We start from the raw sequence: 14,668 nt of genomic DNA on the forward strand, positions 1-14,668 counted from the left end.
CCGTGCAATAATTCCCGCGACCGCCTGATGAAGAGAACCCCACCATGTACGACTGGCTCAATGCCCTGCCCAAGGCCGAACTGCACCTGCACCTGGAGGGTTCGCTGGAGCCCGAGCTGCTCTTCGCCCTGGCCGAGCGCAACAAGGTCGCCCTGCCCTGGGGCGACGTCGAGAGCCTGCGCCGGGCCTATGCGTTCAACAACCTGCAGGAGTTCCTCGACCTCTACTACGCCGGCGCCGACGTGCTGCGCACCGAGCAGGACTTCTACGACCTGACCTGGGCCTACCTGCAGAAGTGCAAGGCGCAGCACGTCATCCACGTCGAGCCGTTCTTCGACCCGCAGACCCACACCGACCGCGGCATTCCCTTCGAGGTGGTGCTGCGCGGCATCCAGGCCGCGCTCAAGGATGGCGAGCGGCAGCTGGGCATCCGCCACGGCCTGATCCTCAGCTTCCTGCGCCACCTGTCCGAGGACGAGGCGTTCAAGACCCTGGAGCAGGCGCTGCCGTTTCGCGACGCCTTCATCGCCGTCGGCCTGGACAGCTCCGAGGTCGGCCATCCGCCGAGCAAGTTCCAGCGCGTGTTCGACCGCGCCCGCGCCGAAGGCTTCCTCACCGTCGCCCACGCCGGCGAGGAAGGTCCGCCGGAGTACATCTGGGAAGCCCTCGACCTGCTCAAGGTCGAACGCATCGACCACGGCGTGCGCGCCATCGAGGACGAGCGGCTGATGCGGCGCATCATCGACGAGCAGATACCGCTGACCGTCTGCCCGCTGTCCAACACCAAGCTCTGCGTGTTCGAACACATGCGCGAGCACAACATCCTCGACATGCTCGAACGCGGCGTGAAGGTCACGGTGAATTCGGACGACCCGGCCTACTTCGGCGGCTACGTCAACGAGAACTTCCAGGCCCTGCATGAGCACCTGGGCATGACCCGGGAGCAGGCCCAGCGGCTGGCGCAGAACAGCCTGGACGCGCGGCTGGTGAAGTGACCCGACGCCGCCCGCTCCGGCGTCAGGGGGAGGGCGGCGCCAGCAGGCCCAGGCCGTCCAGCAGGCGGCCCAGTTCGCGCATGTCCCGCGCCCGGTCGAATTCGCCGGGCAGTCCGCTGAAGTCCAATCCGCCGAAACCGACCACCCGCGCCCCGGCGGCCAGTCCCGCGCGCAGGCCGGGGAGGCTGTCGTCCACCACCAGGCAGCGCTCCGGCGCCACGCCCATGTGCCGGGCGGCGTGGCGGATCAGTTCGGGATCGGGTTTCCACACGCCCAGGTCGTAGGCGCTGATCACCCGGCCGTGGAAGTCGTCCAGCAGCCCCGCGCATTCCAGGCTGGTCTCGATTTTCTCGCGCGGGCCGTTGGAGGCCACGCACTTGGCCACCCGCAGGCGCCGCACCAGTTCCGCCGCGCCGGGCATCGCCCGCAGCCGGGCGCGCAGCCAGGGCAGGCTGCGCTGGCGGTACTCGGCGAGGAAGTCGGTCGGCGCCACCTGTGGATAAAGCCGCCCCAGATGCTCCACCACGTCGAGGAAGCGCTCGCCGCGGTAGATCGGCAGGATGGCCTCCACCGAGCTGCGCACGCCGCGTTCGTCCAGCAGCAGGACGATCAGCTCGGCGGACAGCTGCTCGCTGTCCACCAGCGTGCCGTCGCAGTCGAAGATCAGCGCCTCGATCCGCCCGGCCATCTCAGGCCCCGGCGGTCGTGGCCGTCAGCGCGGAGGGGAAGTCCGGGTGATAGATGGCGGCTCTGTGTGCATCGAGTATCCCGGTCTTGCGCAGCTTTCTCAGCACCCGCGAGTTGGCCTCGCACAGGCGGACCTCGATGTTGCGCCGCTGCAGGTCCTCGATGACCTCCTGCAAGGTCTGCATGCCGGTGATGTCCATGAAGGGCACACGGCGCAGGCGGATGATCAGCACCTTGGGATCGGTATGGGTCTTGACCAGGGCGCGCTCGAAGGTCTCCGCGGCGCCGAAGAACAGCGGTCCCTCGATGCTGTACACCAGCACCCCCGGCGGCAGTTCGAAGAGGCCGCGGCCGCGCAGTTCCACTTCCAGTTCCGGGCCTTCGTCGACGTGCACCTCCACCGACGACGCCATGCGCCGCATGAATTGCAGCATGGCGAGGATCACGCCGATGTTCACCGCGATCACCAGGTCGCTGAACACGGTGAGCAGGAAGGTGATCAGCAGGATCGTCACGTCGGCGCGCGGCGCGCGCTTGACCATGAACAGGAAGTGGCGCATCTCGCTCATGTTCCAGGCCACCACGAAGAGGATCGCCGCCAGCGCGCAGAGCGGGATGTTCGAGGCCAGCGGGGCGAGGAACAGCAGGATCAGCACCAGGGTCACCGAGTGGGTGACGCCGGCCAGCGGGCTGTTGCCGCCGTTGCGGATGTTGGTGGCGGTGCGCGCGATGGCGCCGGTGGCGGCGAAGCCGCCGAACAGCGGGGCGACCAGGTTGGCGATGCCCTGGCCGATCAGCTCCTGGTTGGAGTCGTGGCGGGTCGCCGCCATGCCGTCGGCGACCACCGCCGAGAGCAGCGATTCGATGGCGCCGAGCATGGCGATGGCGAAGGCCGGGCCGATCAGTTCGAGCACGCGCGGCAGGGTCACCTCCGGCAGGCTGAAGCTGGGCAGGCCCTGGGGGATGCCGCCGAAGGCGGTGCCGATGGTGGCCACGCCGTCGAAGTGGAACAGCGACTGGATGGCGGTCACCACCACCATCGCCACCAGCGGCCCGGGAACCCGGCGCAGGGCGGCGACGCGCGGGGTGAACAGCACCAGCGCCAGGCTCAGCATCGCCAGCAGGGTGGTCGCCACATGCAGGTGCGGCAGCGCCTGCAGCAGGTGCCAGAGCTTCTGGTGGAAGTGTTCGCCGCTGACCGCGGGCAGGCCGAAGAAGTCCTTCCACTGGCCGACCCAGATGATCACCCCGATGCCGGCGGTGAAGCCGACGATCACCGGCGCCGGGATGAAGCGGATGATCGCGCCGAGCCGGCTCGCGCCGAGCAGCACGAGGATCGCGCCGGCCATCAGCGTGGCGATCTGCAGGCCGTCGACCCCGTGTTTGGCAGTCACCCCGGCGAGGATCACGATGAAGGCGCCGGTGGGCCCGGCGATCTGCAACCGGCTGCCGCCGAGCAACGACACCGCGATGCCGGCGATGATCGCCGTGTAGATGCCCTGCTCCGGCTTCACCCCGCTGGCGATGGCGAAGGCCATGGCCAAGGGCAGCGCCACCACCCCGACTATCACTCCGGCCACCAGGTTGCGTGTCCAGTGTTCGCGGCCGAACAGTCCGGCCTTCCAGGCGTCTTGCAGAGCGATCATCGCGATCTCCGACAGGGTTCTGGCTGGGGATAGTAGCAGGATGAAGCGGCCCGGAGCGTGGGGCAGATCGCGGGCGGCGACAGGCTCAATGGAGTGAGCAGAATATCGCACGGTCCTGATGGCGCCTGGCGGACGGACTTGCCTGTAAGCGCCGGTTCATGGGCGTTCATACCTGGAATCGAAGCGGTCGATTTGCCAAATGCCGCCGAAATTGGCAATATTGTGTTCATTATGTTGAACATCAAGGCGTTGCCCCTCCCCACTTCCCGCCTGGTTTCGCGCGAGCGTCACTGGACCGGCGATCTCTAGCCCCTCCCTTCGGCCGCTACCTGAGCGTGGCGCCAAGTGCGACGGAATCTCCGTCGCCCGAGTCGGCGCCACCGAACCCGAACCGAAAACCGCCGCAAGGTGCTTTCAGAACCTTATTGCGCGCGGCCGCCCGTGGGAGGGCTTGCACCATGCGTTCCTGGATCTATCTGTTTGCCGCCATCGGCTTCGAAGTCGCTGGCACCACCTCGATGAAGTTCACCCATGCGCTGTACCCGGTGGCGGGCCTGCTGCTGATGTACGCCATGGTCGGCCTGTCGTACTACTTCCTCTCCCTGGCCATCAGGCATGTGCCAGTGGGCGTGGCCTACGCCCTGTGGGAAGGCATCGGCATCGTGCTGATCACCCTGGTCAGCGCCGCCTGGCTGGGCGAGGAGCTGACCCCGGAGAAGGGGCTGGGCCTGGCCGTGATGATCGCCGGCATCCTGCTGGTGAAGTCCGGCACCCGCAAGAACGAGCGCGAGACCGACAGGGAGGCCGTGACATGCTGAACCATGAGCTGATTCCGATGGCCTGGCTGGGCCTGGCCATCGCCCTGGAAGTGATCGCCAACCTGCTGCTGAAATACTCCGACGGTTTCCGCAGGCGCCTCCCGGGCGTCGCCTCGATGCTCCTGGTGCTGGGCGCGTTCACCGCGCTGGCGCAGGCGGTGCGTGGCATCGAGCTGTCGGTGGCCTACGCGGTGTGGGGCGGCTTCGGCATCCTTGCCACCGTGGCCATGGGCTGGGCCCTGTTCGGCCAGCGCCTGGCGCGCCGCGGCTGGATCGGCCTGGCGATGCTGATCCTGGGCATGGGCCTGCTGAAACTGGCCTGATCGCGCCGCAGCGGCGCAAGGGCGGAGTCTTCCAAGGGGGCTCCGCCTTTTTCATGGTTGTGTCACGACCCCGCCCGGCATTCCCGCCGCTTAAGCAATGCCTCTCCCCGGTCGCCCTTTCCCTGCAGCGAAGGCTGTGCGCCCAGGCGGAAATTCCGCTTCCCGGTGCGCGCCGGATCGGTCCGGGCGGAAGCCCGGCTTCTGCATGGATTTCCCGCAAAGCTCCATGACACGGGGCTCCGGCCATTGGCATCGATATTGCTCTTCGGGCAGCAAAGGGGTGTTTTCAGATGACCACCATAGATTCCGACTACGTCAAACAGATGGCCCAGCAGCTGGCTACCTTCGAGGTCCAGAGCGGGCTGAACAAGGCCGACCGCAACCAGGCCGCGTACCAGACCCAGCTCTCGGCGGTGACTTCGCTGGAGTCCGCGCTCAAGGCCTTCGACACCGCGGTGAAGGGCCTCAACGGCGTCGGCGCGAGCATGCTGGTCAACAGCGCCACCCTGAGCAAGGAAGGCTACGTCAGCGCCCAGGTGGACAGCACCGCCGTGGCCGGCAAGTACGACTTCTTCGTCGAGCAGCTGGCCACTTCGCAGCAGCTGTCCTTCTCCGGCCTGCAGACCAGCGACATCGACACCCAGGGCACCCTGACCCTGAGCCAGAACGGCACGTCCTTCGACATCGACCTGAGCACGGTCGACACCGACGGCGACGGCGTCAACTCCATGGACGAGCTCGCCGCGGCGATCAACAAGGCCACCGACAACACCGGCGTGAAAGCCACCCTGGTGCGCAGCAACGGCCAGGTTTCGCTGGTGCTGGGCGCGGAGGAAACCGGCGCGGCCAATGCCATCAGCCTTTCGCTCAGCGGCACCTCGACCGCCAACAGCGCCTTCGAGAACGCCCTGGCCAACCCGCAGGAGCTGTCCAGGGCGCAGGACGCCCGCGTCCGCCTGGGCGGCGAGAGCGGCATGCTGCTGACCAACGGCAGCAACACCTTCGACAACGTCATCGATGGCGTCGACCTGACCTTCACCCAGGCGCAGCAGTCCGGCGAACAGCCGATCTCCGTGACCATCGCCCAGGACCAGGCCGGCACCACCAAGCAGCTGCAGACCTTCATCGACGCCTACAACGCCCTGGCCACCCAGATCGACAAGCTCACCGCCGCCGGCGACCAGGATGGCACCGCCCGCGGCCCGCTGGCCGGCGACGCCAGCGTGCGCTCGATCGAGAACAACCTGAACCAGATGATCCGCACCACCTTCGGTGGCGCCAACCTGATCAACTTCGGCGTCAGCGCCGACCGCGACGGCAAGCTGACGCTCGACGCCGCGCGCTTCGAGAAGGCCATCGCCAACGACCCGGACGGCCTGGACAAGCTGTTCATCGGCAAGGGCAACCTGCTCGACAGCCTGGACAAGACCCTGACGCTCTACACCAACAGCACCAACGGCGTGATGAAGTCCCGCAAGGACACGCTGAACGACAACCTGCGCCGCGTGAACGATGACTACGACACGCTGCAGCGCCAGTACGACAGCTACTACACGCGCTACCTCAAGCAGTACACCTCGATGATGCAGGTGATGCAGTCGATGAGTCAGACCAGCGGAATGTTCGGGGAGGCGACGACGCAATGAACCAGAGCTACGACAGCTACCGGATGGTAGACCTGGAGGCCCGGGCCGCCTCCTCGTCGCCCTACGAACTGGTGCTGGTGCTGTTCGACGGCCTGCTCGACGAGCTGGCCCGCGCGCGCGGGCACATCGAGCACAAGCGCTACCAGCAGAAGGGCCGCTCCCTGGAGAAGTGCCTGAACATCCTCAACGGCCTGAGCGGCGCGCTCGACTACGAGAACGGCGGCGAAGTCGTGCAGGGGCTGGCGCGGCTCTACGACTACTGCATCTATCGCCTGTCCGACGTCAGCGTTTCGCTGGACGTCGCCGGCATCGACGAAGTGGTGCGCCTGCTGGGCATCCTGCGCGAAGGCTGGGAGGGCGTCAGTGCCGCCCGTGGATGACCGCCAGCGCCTGTTCGAGCTGTACGAACGGCTCGGCGCGGCGCTGCAGCGCAAGGACTGGAACGCCATGGGGCAGGTCGACCGGGCGATCCGCGCGCAACTGGTGGCGATGTCGTCGCGGCCGGAGCTGGCGGCCGACGTGCTGCTGGCCCGCAAGCGCCTGCAAGGGCTGCATGAACAGGCGTCGCAGGCCTGCGCCGAAGAGTGCGAGCGCCTGCGCCGCCTGCTGTTGTCGCACCTGGAGTACGCCGAAGGCCGTTCGGCGTACCTGCAGGTGGACATGCTCCAGGGGGCCGATAAACCGTGATCCAGCTGATGACCCAGCCCATCCCCGCCGCCGGGACTGGCGAGCGCCCGGTGGCCGACGCCTGCGCGCCGGAAGCTGCCCACGCGCCGGACGGCAGCCGCCGCGACACCGGCATCGCCGGCTTCCGCACGCAGGGCGCCGGGCCCGAGGCGAAGGCCAGGACCGTCACGGTGCAATCCTTCCTCGCCCAGTTCGATACCGCGCAGGCGCTCGACGAGCCCGCGCCGCAGACCGGCAACGTTCGCCCCGTGCCCGCGGAAGACCCGTCCGCCGATAGCGCCGGCGCCGCACCCGCCGCGCAGCAGCCCGGCGAGCCTTCGCCGTCCGGCGCCGAGAGCTGGCTGGCCGGCATGCTCAGCCAGGCCGGGCTGGTGGTGCAGGCGCGGGACAATCCGCAGGCGCAGACCACCGCCGCGGTCGCTGGCTTCGCTACCCAGTCCGTCGATGTGCGTGCCCAGGTTCAGCCCGCCACGGCGCCGGTGAACGGCGCCGCGCCGCTGCCGGGCGGTGTCGCTGACGACAGCGCCGCCAAGGACGCCGCCCCGGACGGCGCCGCCGCCAGCGCGCCGGCGCCGCGCGAAGCCGCCCAGAGCCAGGCGCAGACGCTGCTGCAACAGCATCTCGCCGCCGCAGTGGATGCGCCGGACGCGCAGGCCGCCGCCGCGCCGCCAGCGCCCGTCGTCGCCCCCGACCCGCACCTGCCGGTCGCCGGCGGCACCCCGCAGCCCGCGAACGCCGCACCCGCTGCGCCGCCGCTGTTCGACAGGCCGCTGCACCTCAAGGACAACGACGCCCACTGGGGCGAGCAGATGCTCACGGCGCTGCGCGACAACGTCGAGCTGCAGCTCAACCAGCGCGTGCAGAACGCCACCATCCGCCTCGATCCGCCGGAGCTGGGGGCGATGGAAATCCTCGTGCGCCACGAGGCCGGCCAGCTCAACGTGCAGATTTCCGCGTCCCACGGCGACGTGGTGCGCATGCTCCAGCAGACCAGCGAGCGTCTGCGCCAGGAACTGGTCGGGCAGAACTTCCTGCAGGTCGACGTGCAGGTCTCCTCCGACGCCCAGGCCGGCCAGGGCGGCCAGCAGAACCGCCAGCGCTTCGCCCAGGAGCAGGTCGCGGTCGCCGCCAACCCGCGTGACGCGCAGCCCGGCGAGCGCGCCGCGGCGCGTGGCGACAGCGATGTACTGATCACCGTGTAGGCCGGCAGCGGCCCGCACCTTCCCAGGAATTTTCGAGAAACTCCATGTCCACGTCGCGCCTCGTTGTACTGATGCTCATTGTGAATATCGCCGTCGTGCTGGGCGGCGTGTTCGTCAACTACCGCATGATCAAGTCCGCCAGCCTCGCCCCGGCGGCCGCAGCCGATGCCGGCAAGGCCGAAACGGCCGGGGACGGCAAGGACGCGGAAAGCGCCGAATACCTCTTCGTGCCGGTGGAGAAGATCATCGTCAGCTCCCGTGGCGAGGACCGCGAGCACTACTTCGTGATCGACCTGGTGCTGCAGGCCAGGGCCGACGAGGAGCGCAAGAAGCTCGAAAGCGTGGCGCCGATGGTGCGCAGCTCGGTGGTCGCCAACCTGACCCCGGAGAAGTTCGAGACCCTGCGCGCGATGCCCATCGGCGAGGTGCAGGCGCGCCTGGAGAAGGCCCTGCTCGACGACTTCGCCGCGCGCAAGGTGATGGTCCCCTTCGAGCACGTGCTGCTCAGCAAGATGATCGTCCAGTAAGCCGTCATGCACGCCCTTCGCGATCCCGCCCAGGCCTACGCCAGCGAAGACGGCGGCGGACACGCCCGTCTGTCGCCGGCCGCCGAGCAGCGCTGGATGATGCAGTACCTGCCGCTGGTGCGGCGCATCGTCAGCCAGCTGTCGCTGCAGGCCAACCAGGTGCTGGACCGCGAGGACATGGAGCAGATCGGCCTGATGGGCCTGCTCGAAGGCCTGCGCCGCTACGGCGAGCCGGACGAGCAGTTCGGCCGCTTCGCCGCGCTGCGCATCCGCGGCGCGATCCTCGACGAGCTGCGCCGCCAGGACTGGCGCCCGCGCCAGGTGCGGCAGCAGGCGCACAAGGTGCGTGACGCGATCCGCGCCCTGGCACGCCAGCTCGGCCGGGTCCCGAGCGACGAGGAAGTGCTGGCCGCCACCGGGCTCGACGAGGCCGGCTACCAGGATTACCTGCGCGCCGAATCCTCCGAATCCATCGAGAGCTTCGACGCGCTGCTGCAGAGCGGCCACGACGGCGTGCAGGGCCGCGGCGACGCGCTGGAGGAGCGGGTGTTCAAGGAGCGCCTGCTGAGCCAGGCGCTGGAACGCCTCAACGAGCGCGAGCGGCTGATCCTCAACCTGTATTACCAGCACGAGCTCAACCTCAGGGAAATCGCCCTGGTGCTGGAGCTGACCGACGCGCGCATCTGCCAGCTGATGAAGCAGGCGATCGGCAAGTGCAGCCGTTTCCTCAACGACCCCGACACTCCCTGAAGAATCCAGACCTATGCAGAAAATCATCGGTGCCCTGATCATCATCGCCTGCGTGCTCGGCGGCTACGCCATGGCCCACGGCGACATGCGCGCGCTCTGGCAGCCGGCGGAGATTCTCATCATCCTCGGCGCGGGCCTGGGCACCCTGGTGGTCGCCAACCCGCGCGAAGTGCTGCTGGAGATGTGCTCGCAGATCAAGGGCGTGTTCGTCTTCAAGCGCCGTGGCGAGGAATTCCAGCGCCAGCTGCTGATGCTGCTCTACGAGCTGCTGGAGATGGTCGACGTCGGCGGCCTGAAGGTGCTCGACGCGCACATCGAGGAGCCGGAACAGAGCGACCTGTTCGCCAAGTACCCGCTGATCCGCCAGGAAAAGAACCTGATGGCGTTCATCGCCGACAACTTCCGCCTGATGGCCATGGGCAAGATCAGCGCCCACGAGCTGGAAGGCTTCCTCGAACAGGAACTGGACGCCATGGAGCACGCCCTGATGCAGCCGTCCAAGTCGCTGCACAAGGTCGGCGAGGCGATGCCCGGCTTCGGCATCCTCGCGGCGATCATGGGGATCATCATCACCATGGGCAACATCGGCGGCTCGGTGGCCGAGATCGGCGCCCACGTGGCCGCCGCGCTGGTCGGCACCTTCTTCGGCATCTTCGTCTGCTACTGCCTGATGGACCCGCTGTCCAACGCCATGTCGCAGCGGGTGAAGACCGAGCTGTCGGCGCTGGAATGCGTGCGCACCACCCTGGTCGCCCACGTCGCCGGCAAGCCCACGCTGCTGGCGGTGGACGCCGGGCGCAAGCTGATCGAGCAGGACGTCAAGCCGGCCTTCAAGCAGCTGGAGACCTGGGTCACCCGCTATGAGGAAGAGCGGGACGTCGCATGAAGAAGCGCGCCGACAAGACCCGCGAAGTCATCGTCAAGCGGCGTGGCAAGAAAGGCCACGACGAGGACGAACATGGCGGCGCCTGGAAGGTCGCCTTCGCCGACTTCACCCTGGCGATGATGGCGCTGTTCATGGTGCTGTGGATCATCCATCCGCAGGTCGAGCCGCAGCCGGTGGCGGTGGGCGACCAGGACGCCAACCCGGTGGTCGACGGCGGCGCCGGGGTATTCGACGGCGCCAGCCGCACGCCGATCGAACTGGACGGCCTGCCGCAGCCGATCAAGACCCCGGAGAAGCCCGCGCCCGAACTGGCGCTGGACGACGGCAGGCGGGACAAGGCCCGCGACAGCGCCGCGCCGGAGGACGGCGAGAGCCGCCAGTACGACAGCAGCACCGACCTGCGCGAACTGGCCGAGCTGATCCGCGAGGTGTCCGGCAAGGTCGACGCCCTGGCCAACATCGAGGCGACCGTGGTGCCGCAGGGGCTGCGCATCCTGATCAAGGACGACCAGCAGCGCTTCATGTTCGAGCGCGGCAAGGCGACCCTCGACCCGCATTTCCAGACCCTGCTCGGCGCGCTGTCGGGCGTGCTGTCGAAGGTGCAGAACAAGCTGATCGTCAGCGGTCACACCGACGCCGTGCAGTACCGCCGGCCCGACGGCTACAACAACTGGAACCTCTCCGGCGACCGCGCCCTGCGCGCGCGCAACGTGATGGTCGACAGCGGTCTGCCGGCGGACCACGTGCTGCAGGTGGCGGCCCAGGCCGACGTCATGCCGCTGCGCCCGGACGAGCCGGAGAACGGCGCCAACCGGCGCATCGAGATCCTCCTGCTGACCCGGCACGCGGAGAGCCTGTACCGGGAAATCTTCGGCGAGAGTTATGCACAGGTGCATTACTCGCCTTCCGGGGCGAAGCTGGTGGTGCCGAAGCCGGCCGAGCCGTCATCGGTTCCGGCATCGGCGCCGGCCGCGGCGGTGACGCAGTGAAGGGTTCAGCGGTCGCGCGAGGCGTGGGGGCAGAACACCTGGCGCGTCTCCACGCCGTAGAGGCAGCCCCCCAGGGGTTCGAGGGTGATGCGCGCGCCGCGCTGGCGGCCGTAGAGCAGGTTGAAGATCAGCTCGTTGTCCAGGCCGTTGTCGGCCTGCAGGTTGCTGATGCTGTTCTCCTCCACCCGCAACTGGTAGCGCCCGGCCAGGTCATTGCCGAGCTGGCCGGAGACTTCGAGGATGTTGGCGTCCTGCTGGACCATCGAGTAGAAGCGCCCCTCGTGGAACAGGGTGGTCTGGGTGATGTCCAGCACCTTGCCGTTGCCGAGCACGACCTGCCCGTTGGAGCCGTAGCGGCCGTCGATCGCCGAGGCGGCCTGTTGTCCGTGCTGCCACAGCAGGTACAGCGCCACCACCAGGCAGGCGACGCCCAGCAGCGAGACCAGCAGGCAGCGGCGGGCCACGCCGGCCTCGCGGCGCAGGTTCAGTTCAGGCACTTGCGCAGCTGCTCCTGGGGCGTCCGGGCGACCTGGCTCTCGTGGATCAGCAGCCAGTTGGCGCGGCCTTCGGGCTGCACGCAGACCAGTTCGTAGAAGCCCGAGGTCATGTGCAGCATCAGGCCGATGGGGTGGGTCGCCAGCCCGGAAAGCTGCTGCGCGAGCTCCCGGGTGTCGTGGATCAGCCGCTTGAGTTCCTGCTCGTTGTCTTCCACGTAGGTGATCCGCAGCGGCCCGAAGCTGCGCTCGGCGGTGAGCACCGGGCTGCGCATCTGGGTGTAGTAGAAGGTCCCGAGCAGCATCAGCAGGCCGAACAGGCCGAGGCTCGCGGCGGCGAATTTCAGGCGCCACTGGCCTGGCGGCATGCTCGGTGCCGGCTCCAGCGGCTCGCTCGCAGGGGGCGCCGGCGGCGCAATGGCCTGCGGCGGCGCGGGGGCCTCGATGCCGGCTTCGGCGGGCGGCACGCTCTCCAGGTATTGCGGGTTGAACATGTAGCCGCGGCGGGGCAGGGTCTGGATGATCTGCCGCTGCTTCTCGTCCGCCAGCACCTGGCGCAGGGTGTAGATCTGCTGGTTGAGGCTGCCCTGGCCGACCACCCGGTCCGACCACGCGTGGGTCAGCAGTTCATCGCGGGCAACCACGTCCCCCGGGCTCTGCAGCAGGCGTTCGAGCAGCCGGCTGCCGGAAAAACCCAGGTCGATGCGTTCCACCTCGCCGTCACGTTCGAGGTCGAGCTGATAGAGCGCGGGATAGAACTGCGCGATGCAATCGGAACGGCCGGTGCGGAAGGTCAGACAGGCGATGGAGGCCCGGCTATCCGCAAGCGTTGAAGTGAGTGTGCTCATCTTGCCCTTGCGAGCCGCTTCCTTGACGGTTGCGGGAAACTCCATGTGGCGACGGAGGCAAAGGCATTATTTTGGCGTCAGGAAAATGTGGGCGCAAGTTCTGAATTTTGCACACCCGTGCTTGCGTTTTTCACAGAAAACCCGGAAGCGCCGGCTGGCGCGGCCTGCAGTAGTGGCAATGCGCCTTTAGTTGATGCCGGCATACCTACAAACAGCATGACGCCCCGGCCAGCGGGGCGTCATGCGTGGCGATTTTCGCGCGCAGCGGGGGGCGCTACGCGACGGATTCCGCCTTAGCCCAGCAGGCCCATGATCATGCTGGGCATCTGGCCAGCCTGCTTGAGCATGGAGATGCCGGACTGCATCAGCATGGAGTTCTTGCTCATGTTGGCGCTTTCGCTGGCGAAGTCGGCGTCCATGATGCGGCCCTTGGCCTGGTCGGTGTTGTCCTTCATGTTGGCCAGGTTGTTGGAGGTGTGCTGCAGGCGGTTGATGTTCGCACCCAGGGTGGAGCGGAACGAACCGATGCTGTCCAGCGCGGTTTCCAGCAGGTCGATGGTGGCGTTGGCGTTTTTCACCGGGGTCGCGCCGCTGGTATCGGCGATCTCGGTGCCGGCGGTGCCATCGGTGAAGTTCTGCGAGGCTGCGCCCAGGGCGGTGGCCAGGGCGGTGAGCGAGGTGGAGGCGTCCAGGCTCAGTTGTTCGCCGGAGCTGGCGCCGATCTGGAAGTTCATGGCCGCGGAGAACTTGCCGGTGCTGCCGTCGGTGGTGGTGCCGTCGCTGAACAGGCTCTCACCGGCGTATTTGGTGTTCTTGAAGATGTTGCCCAGTTCGTTGCCCAGCTCGTTGTACTCGCTCTGCAGGGCGTCGAGGTCCTTGGCGCTGTTGGTGTCGTTCGCGCCCTGGGTGGCCAGGTCCTTCATGCGCTGAAGGATGTCGGTGGCTTCGCTGAAGGCGCCGTCGGCGGTCTGCAGCAGGGAGATGGAGTCGCCGGTGTTGCGCATGGCAACGTCCATGCCGCGGGACTGGGCGTTCAGGCGGGTGGCGATCTGCAGGCCGGCGGCGTCGTCGGACGAGGAGTTGATGCGCAGGCCGGTGCCCAGGCGCTGCTGGTTGGTGGCCAGTGCGCTGTTGGTCTTGTTCAGGCTGGATTGGGTGATCAGGGCGGAATAGTTGGTTTGAATCGACAAGGCCATGTTGGACTTCCTTAATGAGCTGGATGAAGCCGGCGTTGTGCCTGCTGAAAAGGTAAGGCGACAGCGCGTGGGGAAGGATTAAATGGCCGGGTGAAATTTTTGGCGCGGGGATTCCGGCGGCGCCCGAACGCGGCTCCGCGCCGGTCCGCCCAGCGATGGGTGTGCCTTCGGGGGTGGGATCGGTCATCTATTGTGTTGAGACACTTCCTACAGCTCTGCTTCCACCGCGAGGCTATGCTCGGTGGCTCCACAGGGCTGTGGACTGTTCGTTCCGATCGATGAGAAGGACCTTCATGATCTCCGTCTACCAACTCAAGTCCCGCTTCCAGAACCTCCTGCGCCCGCGCGTGACGCGCCTGCACCAGCGCGGCGTGACCGCCAACCAGGTGACGCTCGCCGCGTGCGCCGCCTCTCTGCTGGTCGCCCTGGTCGTCGCGCTGCTCAGCGCGCATGTATGGATCTTCCTGCTGATTCCGCTGTGGATGTTCGCGCGCATGGCGCTCAACGCCATGGACGGCATGCTCGCCCGCGAGTTCGGCCAGCAGTCGCGGCTGGGCGCCTACCTCAACGAACTGACCGACGTGATCGCCGACAGCGCCCTGTACCTGCCGTTCGCCCTGCTGCCGGGCGTTTCGCCGGCGCTGGTCGGCCTGGTGGTGCTGCTGGCGATCATCAGCGAGTACGCCGGCGTGCTGGGCCTGATGGTCGGCGCCTCGCGCCGCTATGACGGCCCCATGGGCAAGAGCGACCGCGCGCTGTGCTTCGGCATCTTCGGCGCGGGTCTGGCGACCGGCCTGCTGCCGCTGGACTGGCTGAACGACCTGCTGGTGGTGCTGGCCGTGCTGCTGGTGCTGACCATCGTCAACCGGGTCCGCCGGGGCCTGGCCGAGCAGCCGCAACAGCCTGCCCGGTAAGAGGGCCGGCGGATGCCGGCCAGGATCTTCACGACGGGGGCGGGAGCGCCCCCAAAGCCA

At 67.8% G+C, this 14,668-nt stretch carries 17 protein-coding genes; 12 read left to right on the forward strand and 5 right to left on the reverse strand.

All coding sequences use genetic code 11. From position 1 onward, the window contains the following. The first annotated feature begins 44 nt into the window (after positions 1 to 44). Positions 45 to 995, forward strand: coding sequence for an adenosine deaminase (locus AC3B6A_RS01120; RefSeq protein WP_488400492.1), 951 nt, complete (start codon positions 45 to 47; stop codon positions 993 to 995). A gap of 22 nt (positions 996 to 1,017) precedes the next feature. On the opposite strand, the gene AC3B6A_RS01125 is transcribed toward AC3B6A_RS01120, so the two are convergent. After that, positions 1,018 to 1,683 (reverse strand): HAD family hydrolase, encoded by a 666-nt coding sequence (locus tag AC3B6A_RS01125; RefSeq protein WP_488400493.1) that lies wholly within the window; start codon positions 1,681 to 1,683, stop codon positions 1,018 to 1,020. Position 1,684: 1 nt separating this feature from the next. Next, entirely contained in the window at positions 1,685 to 3,328 is a 1,644-nt protein-coding gene (locus AC3B6A_RS01130; RefSeq protein ID WP_488400494.1) for a SulP family inorganic anion transporter, read from the reverse strand. Positions 3,329 to 3,786: 458 nt separating this feature from the next. On the opposite strand from AC3B6A_RS01130, the gene AC3B6A_RS01135 reads away from it, so the two are divergent. The 10 genes from AC3B6A_RS01135 (at position 3,787) to AC3B6A_RS01180 (ending at position 11,156) form a co-directional block, all read left to right on the forward strand. Continuing rightward, complete coding sequence (locus AC3B6A_RS01135; RefSeq protein ID WP_488400495.1) at positions 3,787 to 4,146, forward strand: SMR family transporter; 360 nt, start codon at positions 3,787 to 3,789, stop codon at positions 4,144 to 4,146. Beyond that, entirely contained in the window at positions 4,140 to 4,469 is a 330-nt protein-coding gene (mdtI, locus tag AC3B6A_RS01140) for a multidrug/spermidine efflux SMR transporter subunit MdtI (protein ID WP_488400496.1), read from the forward strand. Before AC3B6A_RS01135 ends, mdtI begins: the two co-directional genes overlap by 7 nt. A gap of 290 nt (positions 4,470 to 4,759) precedes the next feature. Then, positions 4,760 to 6,115 (forward strand): flagellar filament capping protein FliD, encoded by a 1,356-nt coding sequence (fliD, locus tag AC3B6A_RS01145; protein WP_488400497.1) that lies wholly within the window; start codon positions 4,760 to 4,762, stop codon positions 6,113 to 6,115. Then, positions 6,112 to 6,495, forward strand: coding sequence for a flagellar export chaperone FliS (fliS, locus tag AC3B6A_RS01150; RefSeq protein WP_488400498.1), 384 nt, complete (start codon positions 6,112 to 6,114; stop codon positions 6,493 to 6,495). The genes fliD and fliS overlap by 4 nt, the downstream gene beginning before the upstream one ends. Continuing rightward, positions 6,479 to 6,802: a hypothetical protein gene (locus AC3B6A_RS01155; RefSeq protein WP_488400499.1), complete on the forward strand. Its 324-nt coding sequence runs from the start codon at positions 6,479 to 6,481 to the stop codon at positions 6,800 to 6,802. Before fliS ends, AC3B6A_RS01155 begins: the two co-directional genes overlap by 17 nt. 8 nt (positions 6,803 to 6,810) lie before the next feature. Beyond that, positions 6,811 to 8,004, forward strand: coding sequence for a flagellar hook-length control protein FliK (locus AC3B6A_RS01160; protein ID WP_488400500.1), 1,194 nt, complete (start codon positions 6,811 to 6,813; stop codon positions 8,002 to 8,004). A 44-nt stretch (positions 8,005 to 8,048) separates the two neighbouring features. After that, on the forward strand, positions 8,049 to 8,531 hold the full coding sequence (locus tag AC3B6A_RS01165) for a flagellar basal body-associated FliL family protein (RefSeq protein ID WP_488400501.1): 483 nt from the start codon (positions 8,049 to 8,051) through the stop codon (positions 8,529 to 8,531). A 6-nt stretch (positions 8,532 to 8,537) separates the two neighbouring features. Beyond that, positions 8,538 to 9,281, forward strand: a complete 744-nt coding sequence (locus tag AC3B6A_RS01170; RefSeq protein ID WP_488400502.1) for a FliA/WhiG family RNA polymerase sigma factor — start codon at positions 8,538 to 8,540, stop codon at positions 9,279 to 9,281. 13 nt (positions 9,282 to 9,294) lie between these two features. Then, positions 9,295 to 10,167 (forward strand): flagellar motor stator protein MotA, encoded by an 873-nt coding sequence (motA, locus tag AC3B6A_RS01175; protein ID WP_488400503.1) that lies wholly within the window; start codon positions 9,295 to 9,297, stop codon positions 10,165 to 10,167. Continuing rightward, the gene (locus AC3B6A_RS01180; RefSeq protein WP_488400504.1) at positions 10,164 to 11,156 is read left to right on the forward strand and encodes an OmpA family protein; all 993 of its coding nucleotides are present in this window, start codon (positions 10,164 to 10,166) and stop codon (positions 11,154 to 11,156) included. The genes motA and AC3B6A_RS01180 overlap by 4 nt, the downstream gene beginning before the upstream one ends. A 5-nt stretch (positions 11,157 to 11,161) precedes the next feature. On the opposite strand, the gene AC3B6A_RS01185 is transcribed toward AC3B6A_RS01180, so the two are convergent. The 3 genes from AC3B6A_RS01185 to lafA form a co-directional block, all read right to left on the reverse strand. Then, positions 11,162 to 11,653 carry a hypothetical protein gene (locus tag AC3B6A_RS01185; protein ID WP_488400505.1) on the reverse strand — a complete coding sequence of 164 codons (492 nt, stop codon included), beginning with the start codon at positions 11,651 to 11,653 and terminating at the stop codon, positions 11,162 to 11,164. Further along, positions 11,641 to 12,498 carry a winged helix-turn-helix domain-containing protein gene (locus AC3B6A_RS01190; RefSeq protein WP_488400506.1) on the reverse strand — a complete coding sequence of 286 codons (858 nt, stop codon included), beginning with the start codon at positions 12,496 to 12,498 and terminating at the stop codon, positions 11,641 to 11,643. The genes AC3B6A_RS01185 and AC3B6A_RS01190 overlap by 13 nt, the downstream gene beginning before the upstream one ends. 293 nt (positions 12,499 to 12,791) lie before the next feature. Then, positions 12,792 to 13,694: a lateral flagellin LafA gene (gene lafA, locus AC3B6A_RS01195; protein ID WP_488400508.1), complete on the reverse strand. Its 903-nt coding sequence runs from the start codon at positions 13,692 to 13,694 to the stop codon at positions 12,792 to 12,794. 293 nt (positions 13,695 to 13,987) lie between these two features. Between lafA and AC3B6A_RS01200 the strand changes: the two genes are divergently transcribed. Then, the gene (locus tag AC3B6A_RS01200; protein WP_488400509.1) at positions 13,988 to 14,608 is read left to right on the forward strand and encodes a CDP-alcohol phosphatidyltransferase family protein; all 621 of its coding nucleotides are present in this window, start codon (positions 13,988 to 13,990) and stop codon (positions 14,606 to 14,608) included. Positions 14,609 to 14,668: the final 60 nt, after the last annotated feature.

Source organism: Pseudomonas sp. B12(2026) (genome assembly GCF_057767015.1).

What these genes read in the sequence shown, in the direction of transcription:
- AC3B6A_RS01130 (WP_488400494.1), bottom strand. Translation starts at nt 3,328, where the DNA reads ATGATCGCTCTGCAAGACGCCTGGAAGGCCGGACTGTTCGGCCGCGAA.
- AC3B6A_RS01170 (WP_488400502.1), top strand. Translation starts at nt 8,538, where the DNA reads ATGCACGCCCTTCGCGATCCCGCCCAGGCCTACGCCAGCGAAGACGGC.
- mdtI (WP_488400496.1), top strand. Translation starts at nt 4,140, where the DNA reads ATGCTGAACCATGAGCTGATTCCGATGGCCTGGCTGGGCCTGGCCATC.
- AC3B6A_RS01120 (WP_488400492.1), top strand. Translation starts at nt 45, where the DNA reads ATGTACGACTGGCTCAATGCCCTGCCCAAGGCCGAACTGCACCTGCAC.
- AC3B6A_RS01200 (WP_488400509.1), top strand. Translation starts at nt 13,988, where the DNA reads ATGATCTCCGTCTACCAACTCAAGTCCCGCTTCCAGAACCTCCTGCGC.
- AC3B6A_RS01165 (WP_488400501.1), top strand. Translation starts at nt 8,049, where the DNA reads ATGTCCACGTCGCGCCTCGTTGTACTGATGCTCATTGTGAATATCGCC.
- AC3B6A_RS01125 (WP_488400493.1), bottom strand. Translation starts at nt 1,683, where the DNA reads ATGGCCGGGCGGATCGAGGCGCTGATCTTCGACTGCGACGGCACGCTG.
- fliS (WP_488400498.1), top strand. Translation starts at nt 6,112, where the DNA reads ATGAACCAGAGCTACGACAGCTACCGGATGGTAGACCTGGAGGCCCGG.
- AC3B6A_RS01160 (WP_488400500.1), top strand. Translation starts at nt 6,811, where the DNA reads ATGACCCAGCCCATCCCCGCCGCCGGGACTGGCGAGCGCCCGGTGGCC.
- motA (WP_488400503.1), top strand. Translation starts at nt 9,295, where the DNA reads ATGCAGAAAATCATCGGTGCCCTGATCATCATCGCCTGCGTGCTCGGC.
- AC3B6A_RS01135 (WP_488400495.1), top strand. Translation starts at nt 3,787, where the DNA reads ATGCGTTCCTGGATCTATCTGTTTGCCGCCATCGGCTTCGAAGTCGCT.
- lafA (WP_488400508.1), bottom strand. Translation starts at nt 13,694, where the DNA reads ATGGCCTTGTCGATTCAAACCAACTATTCCGCCCTGATCACCCAATCC.
- fliD (WP_488400497.1), top strand. Translation starts at nt 4,760, where the DNA reads ATGACCACCATAGATTCCGACTACGTCAAACAGATGGCCCAGCAGCTG.
- AC3B6A_RS01190 (WP_488400506.1), bottom strand. Translation starts at nt 12,498, where the DNA reads ATGAGCACACTCACTTCAACGCTTGCGGATAGCCGGGCCTCCATCGCC.
- AC3B6A_RS01180 (WP_488400504.1), top strand. Translation starts at nt 10,164, where the DNA reads ATGAAGAAGCGCGCCGACAAGACCCGCGAAGTCATCGTCAAGCGGCGT.